This is a genomic window from Micromonospora sp. 4G55 (assembly GCF_016803375.1).
Map to the genome: position 1 here is coordinate 1 of NZ_JAEVHN010000412.1, position 5,611 is coordinate 5,611.

General features: G+C 73.7%; 5 protein-coding genes and 2 pseudogenes. 4 read left to right on the top strand and 3 right to left on the bottom strand.

The features are described 5' to 3' along the window. Window positions 1–131: 131 nt before the first annotated feature. From JNW89_RS25945 to JNW89_RS25955, 3 genes and pseudogenes are all read left to right on the top strand, one after another. Window positions 132–410: pseudogene (locus tag JNW89_RS25945) on the top strand (AMP-binding protein); the annotation flags it as partial. A gap of 175 nt (window positions 411–585) precedes the next feature. Next, window positions 586–1,183: pseudogene (locus tag JNW89_RS25950) on the top strand (AMP-binding protein); the annotation flags it as partial. Between the two features lie 198 nt (window positions 1,184–1,381). Continuing rightward, window positions 1,382–1,690, top strand: a complete 309-nt coding sequence (locus tag JNW89_RS25955) for a hypothetical protein (protein ID WP_238450930.1) — start codon at window positions 1,382–1,384, stop codon at window positions 1,688–1,690. A 9-nt stretch (window positions 1,691–1,699) separates the two neighbouring features. On the opposite strand, the gene JNW89_RS25960 is transcribed toward JNW89_RS25955, so the two are convergent. Then, window positions 1,700–2,680 carry an ACP S-malonyltransferase gene (locus tag JNW89_RS25960; protein ID WP_238450923.1) on the bottom strand — a complete coding sequence of 327 codons (981 nt, stop codon included), beginning with the start codon at window positions 2,678–2,680 and terminating at the stop codon, window positions 1,700–1,702. Further along, window positions 2,677–4,248 carry a phenylalanine aminomutase (D-beta-phenylalanine forming) gene (locus JNW89_RS25965; RefSeq protein WP_238450925.1) on the bottom strand — a complete coding sequence of 524 codons (1,572 nt, stop codon included), beginning with the start codon at window positions 4,246–4,248 and terminating at the stop codon, window positions 2,677–2,679. Before JNW89_RS25965 ends, JNW89_RS25960 begins: the two co-directional genes overlap by 4 nt. Before the next feature lie 347 nt (window positions 4,249–4,595). On the opposite strand from JNW89_RS25965, the gene JNW89_RS25970 reads away from it, so the two are divergent. Continuing rightward, complete coding sequence (locus JNW89_RS25970; RefSeq protein ID WP_238450926.1) at window positions 4,596–5,051, top strand: SRPBCC family protein; 456 nt, start codon at window positions 4,596–4,598, stop codon at window positions 5,049–5,051. Between the two features lie 30 nt (window positions 5,052–5,081). Here the strand turns inward: JNW89_RS25970 and JNW89_RS25975 are convergent, their stop codons facing one another. Continuing rightward, window positions 5,082–5,474 (bottom strand): MmcQ/YjbR family DNA-binding protein, encoded by a 393-nt coding sequence (locus JNW89_RS25975; protein ID WP_238450928.1) that lies wholly within the window; start codon window positions 5,472–5,474, stop codon window positions 5,082–5,084. Between the last annotated feature and the right edge of the window lie 137 nt (window positions 5,475–5,611).

The following is a 5,611-nucleotide window of genomic DNA, read 5'->3' on the forward strand; positions in this document are numbered from 1 at the left end:
ATCCCGGACGCGCGCTGGGAGCTGTTCGACGACTCCAGCCACGTACCGCACCTGGAGGAGCCGGAGCGGTTCCGCCGGACGGTGGGCGACTACCTGAAGACCGTCGCGCAGGTGTGAAGAAGGACATCGCAATGACGTTCGCCGCCGACACCCTGGACCAGTTCGTACTCGGCCCCGCCGCCCGCACCCCGGACAAGCCGGCGGTGATCGAGCGGGCCGGCGGCGCGCTGGTGACGGTCACGTACGGCGAGCTGGCCCGCGCGGTCGACGCGCGGGCCGCCGCGCTGGCCGAGGCGGGGGTCGGCACCGGCGACCGCGTCGTCATCGAGTCGCAGACCTCCGCCGCCGCCATCGCGCTGCTGCTCGCCTGCTCCCGGCTCGGCGCGGCGTTCGTGCCGGTCGACCCGGACACCCCGGACCTGCGGGTACGCGCCATCGTCGAGGCAACCGACCCGGTGCTGCACATCCGGCCCGCCGGCCGCCCGGCCCGGGAACTGCCGCCGATGACCGCGGTCGCCGAGTTCAGCCCGGACGGGCTGGTCGCCCCCCGCCGGCAAGCCCCGGCAGCGCGGCCGCCGCGCGGTGGTGGGCACCGACCCGGCGTACCTGATCTTCACCTCCGGGACCACCGGGCAGCCGAAGGGTGTGGTGCTCAGCCACCACGCCGCGCTGGCCTTCTACCGGGGCGCCCAGCGCTTTCCGGTGGTGGCCGCCGACGACGTGGTGGCCAGCACCTCGCCGCTGGCCTTCGACGTCTCCCTGTTCGACCTCGGGGTCACCCTGGGCAGCGGGGCGACCCTCGCGCCGGTGCCCCCGCGAGTTCCTGAGCTTCCCGCGCCGGCTGCTCGGCTTCCTCCGCGACGCCGGCGCGACCGTGGTGCACGGCGTGCCCTCGCTGTGGCGGCCGTTGCTGCGCCACGAGCCCGACGGCCTGGCCGCCCTGGACCGGTTGCGCGGCATCCTCTTCGCCGGCGAGAACTTCCCGCTGGCCGAGCTGCGTCGGCTGCGCGAGCTGCGCCCGGGGCTGCGGGTGGTCAACGCGTTCGGCGCCACCGAGACGGTGGCCTGCTCCTTCGCCGAGGTGCCCGACCCGCTCCCCGCCGACGCCGAGCGGCTCTCCATCGGCGCCGGCTACCCGGGCGCCGAGCTGCTGCTGGTCGACTCCGACGGCAGCGTGGTCGACGCGCCCGGCGCGGTCGGCGAGATCCACGTCCGCTGCCCGTCGCTGTTCAGCGGCTACTGGGACGACCCGGCCGCCACCCGGCAGGTGCTGGTGCCCGACCCCCTGGAGCCCCGCTCCGGGCAGCTCGTCTACCGCTCCGGCGACCTGGCGTACCGGGGGGCCGACGGGGAGCTGTACTTCTGCGGCCGGACCGACTCGATGGTGAAGATCCGGGGCAACCGGATCGAGCTGGGCGAGGTGGAACGCCGGCTGCTGGACCATCCGACGGTCGGCGCGGCGGTGGCGGTGGCGGCCCCGGCGGCCGACGGCGAGCCGAGCCTGCACGCCTTCGTCGTGCCCCGGCAGGGCGCCACCGTCGGCGCGGCCGAGCTGGTGCAGCGGTGCCGGCGCACCATGCCGGCGTACATGGTCCCGGCGCGGTTCCACTTCCTCACCGAGCTGCCGCTGACCGCCAACGGGAAGGCGAACCGGACCGCGCTGGCCGAACTGGCCCGCGCGGCCCGGTAGGCCGCCGGATCATCCCACCAGGGTCCGCTGCCGCGGCCGGGGTCGCAGCGCGAGCGTCGGGGTCAGGGTCAGCACGTCGAACGGTCGCCGGGCGGCGTCCACCCGGCCCCAGAGCCCGTCCGGACCGGAGACGCAGAGCCGGGACACCCCGTGGGCGCGCAGCGTCGCCAGCGCCCCGGGCCAGCGCACCTGCCGGACGATCCCGTCAAGCAGCAGCCGGCGCACCTGCTCGCCCCGGGTCAGCACCGCGCCGTCGTGGTCGGAGACCATCGGCAGCCGCGGGTCGGTGAACGGCAGCCCGGCCACCAGCTCCCGCTCCACCGTCGCCCGCAGCGGAGCGAAGGCGGCCGAGTGCATCGGCGGGCTCATCGTGTACAGCGGCAGGCCGCCGCGCGCCCGCACGGCCGCCTGGAGCCACTCCAGGCGGTGCCGGCGTACCGAGAGCATCCAGAAGTCGTCGTCGACGTGGCAGGCCGTCTCGTACCACTCGCCGGCCTCGTCCAACTCGCCGAGGATCTCCGCCAGCCGGGCCCGGGGCGTCCGGGCGAAGGACTGGGTGACCACGTCGCTGTGGGCGTGGGCGAAGTACTCGTCCAGGTGCCGGTTCCAGCCGACGGTGAGCCGTACCGCGTCGGGGAAGCTGAGCGCCCCGGCGTAGACGGCGGCCGGCGTGCCGCCGAAGCTCGGCCCGACGACGATGTCGGGCCGGACGTCCAGCGCGTCCTCGGCCCAGTACGCCAGCGCCAGGCAGACCACCAGGAACGCCACCCGCTCGCTCTCCGAGTAGCCCCCGTCGGCCTGCCGGTAACGGTCCACCAGCGACCAGCCCAGGGCCTCGTCGGCCTGCGCGGTCAGCCGGCGCGCCTCGGGGTTGATCAGCAGGAAGCGCCCGACCTGCGCGAACGAGCTGGGGCTGATGCCGGGGAAGACCACGGCGGTGGCCCCACCGCTGGGCTCCGGCCCGGCGCCGTCGGACTCGGGGCCGGTCACAGCAGGACCTCCGACCGGTACGCGGGCGGCGCGGCCAGGATCTGGGTGGCGATCGCCTCGACGTAGTCGGTGATGGTGACGTCCCGGTCGAGGTAGGGGACCAGTTCGCGGGTCCGCTCGTAGAGCTCGCGGGTGACCGGGGAGAGCCCCTCGTTGCCCCGGATGTCGACCGCCTGGGCGGCGCAGAGCAGCTCGAAGGCGACCACGTAGGTGGCGTTGGCGAGCACCTCGCGGGCCCGCCGGGCGGCCACGAAGCCGAACGAGACGATGTCCTGGAAGTCGCCGGTGCTGGTCAGCGACTGCACGGACATCGGCACCGCCAGGGCCCGCGTCTCGGCGGTCAGCGAGGCGGTCATGAACTGCCCGCCCATCAGGCCGAGGCGCAGGCCCGGGTTCTCCCGGCACAGGAACGCCGGCAGCCCGTTGCTGTTGCTCTTGTCGAGGAACCGGTCGATCCGCCGGTTGGCCAGGTTGGTCAGGGTGGTCAGCGAGATGACCAGGTGGTCCATCGCCATCGCCACGTACTGGCCGTGGAAGTGCCCGTTGTGGAACACGTCGTTCTCGTCCGGCACCACCAGCGGGTTGTCGTTGGACGAGTTGAGTTCGGCCTCCAGCGTCTCGCCGATCCGGACGAAGCTGTCCAGCACCGGACCGAGGATCTGCGGCGTGCACCGGATCGAGTACGCGTCCTCGATGGGCTGCGAGCCGGCCTTGGCCGAGGAGCCCATCTCGGCGGCCAGCGCCGCCTCGGTCTCCTGCTCGTTGACCGCCAGGGTGGACTCCTGCAGGGTGCGCCAGAGCCGGGCGGCGATCTCGCGCTGACCCTTGTGCGGCTTCAGCTCGTGCACCCGCGGGTCGAACGGCTTGGTCATCCCGCGCAGCCCCTCCACGGACAGCGCCGAGACCGTCAGGTACGTCTCCAGCAGCCGGCTGGCCTGGGAGAAGACCAGGCCGCCCAGGCCGACCATGCCGGAGGTGCCGTTGATCAGCGCCAGCCCCTCCTTGAAGCTGAGCGTCATCGGCTCGATGCCGGCCAGCCGCAGCGCCTCCGCGGCGGGCATGGTCTCGCCCCGGTAGCGGGCCCGCCACTGGCCGACGCAGGCCAGCGCGATGGCGGCGAGCGGGCCGAGGTCCCCGCTGGTGCCCAGCGACCCCTTCTCCGGTACGCACGGGATGACCCCGGCGTTGTACACGGCGATCAGCTTCTCCAGGTTCGCCGGCGAGATCGCCGAGTTGCCCCGGGCCAGCGACACGATCCGGGACAGCATGATCGCCCGGACCGTCCGGTCGTCCAGGTGCGGCCCGACGTTGGTGGCCACCGCGTTGATCAGGTTCTCCTGGAGCTGCTGGGCCATGGTGACCGGCACCAGCCAGTCGACGAAGCCACCCATGCTGGTGTTGACGCCGTAGATGACCCGGCCCTCGTCGACGAAACGCTGCAGCGTCTCCCGGGAGGTCTGGACGCGCTGCCAGACCTTGTCGTCGAGGCCGACCGGCACCGAGTGCGTGGCCGCCGCCTCCAGTTGCTCCAGCCGGACCCACTGGTCGGCTGCCACAGTGAATTCCACGAGATCGAACCCCCTCCGCGGGACGGATGTCAGCGTTGTCCGCGTCGGGCGGGACCATCGGGCAGCGCGGTGTCGCACTGCCTCTGAGCAGGTGCCCCGTGGAACCCGACGGGTGCGCAGGGTCAGTCAAGCCGCCTCCGTCGCGGGTGGAACAGACCGGGCGTACCCCTAGAAGGGCGCGACCGGCCCCTAACCCGGGCCCGGCCCGGACCCCTTGCCCCGGCGGGCGCCGGGCCCGGGGGAGTGGGTTCCCTCCGCCGGGGGAGGCCCCGGCGCCGGCGGGTTCGTAGCGTCACGGGCATGGATACGACAGGTGCCGCGGCGTTCACCGGCGAGGGTGAGCGCTGATGTTGGTGCGGACCACGACCCTGGTACGCCGACCGCCGGAGGCGGTCTGGCCGCTGCTCTGCGACTCGCGGATCACCTCGACGCCCCGCTGCCCGGTGTTCCGGCTCGGCGCGCCCACCCCGGTCGAGTGCTTCCTGCCGGCGGGGCCCGGTGCCGTGGGCGCGCCCCGGCAGTGCGTCTCCGATCGGGGCGTGGTGTACCAGCGGATCACCGAGTGGTCGCCGCCGGCCCGGCTGGCGTTCCGGATGGAGCGCACCGACCTGCCGTTCGACTCGTGCGTCGGCGCGTTGAGCGACACCTTCGAGCTGACGCCGACGGCCGGCGGCCGGGCGACCCGGCTCACCCGCAGCACCCGGGTCGAGGTGCGCGGTCGGTTCCGGTGGGCCCGGGCCCTGGTGGTCGGGATCGGGCTCAAGGCGGTGCACCGGTTCGTCTTCCGCGACTGGCGCCGCTGAACCGGTGCCCTTCAGCTCCCCAGGGTGTGCCTACGCCTCGCCGGCGCGGTGGGCCGCGGCGAGGCGTTTCGGCGCGCGGGCGTACCAGGCGTCCAGGACCAGCTCGGTCAGCTCCGGCACGGTGATCCGGTCCAACCGGACCAGCACCGCCGGGTAGCCGTCGAAGTGCGGGGTGGTGAAGTAGACCGCCGGGTCGTCGGCGAGCAACGCTTCCTTGGCGCCCAGGTCGGGCAGCCGCGCGCTGAGGATCGGACCGTCGGGAGCGGCGTCGCCCAGGGCCTCGTGGTCCGCCCGGCGCAGCGGTCGCTCCCACACGAACGCCTTGTCGCGTACCCGCCAGGCCGGCGCGCCGTCGTACGACGGCCGCTCCGTCGTCTCCGGCAGGGCGAGCGCGAGCCGGCGTACGTCGTCCCAGGTGGCCACGGTCCGACCATACGACCTGCGCGCGCCGGCAAAGGACCACACCCCGTCTCCGGCCGCCACTGCCAGGTGATCAAGAAGTTTGCGTCCTCCCGGGGCGGAATCTTGACGCAAACTTCTTGATCAACTTGCCCGGGGGG

Coding starts and splice junctions, on each gene's coding strand:
- JNW89_RS25970 (WP_238450926.1), top strand. CDS start 4,596: ATGTTGGTGCGGACCACGACCCTGGTACGCCGACCGCCGGAGGCGGTC.
- JNW89_RS25955 (WP_238450930.1), top strand. CDS start 1,382: ATGGTGAAGATCCGGGGCAACCGGATCGAGCTGGGCGAGGTGGAACGC.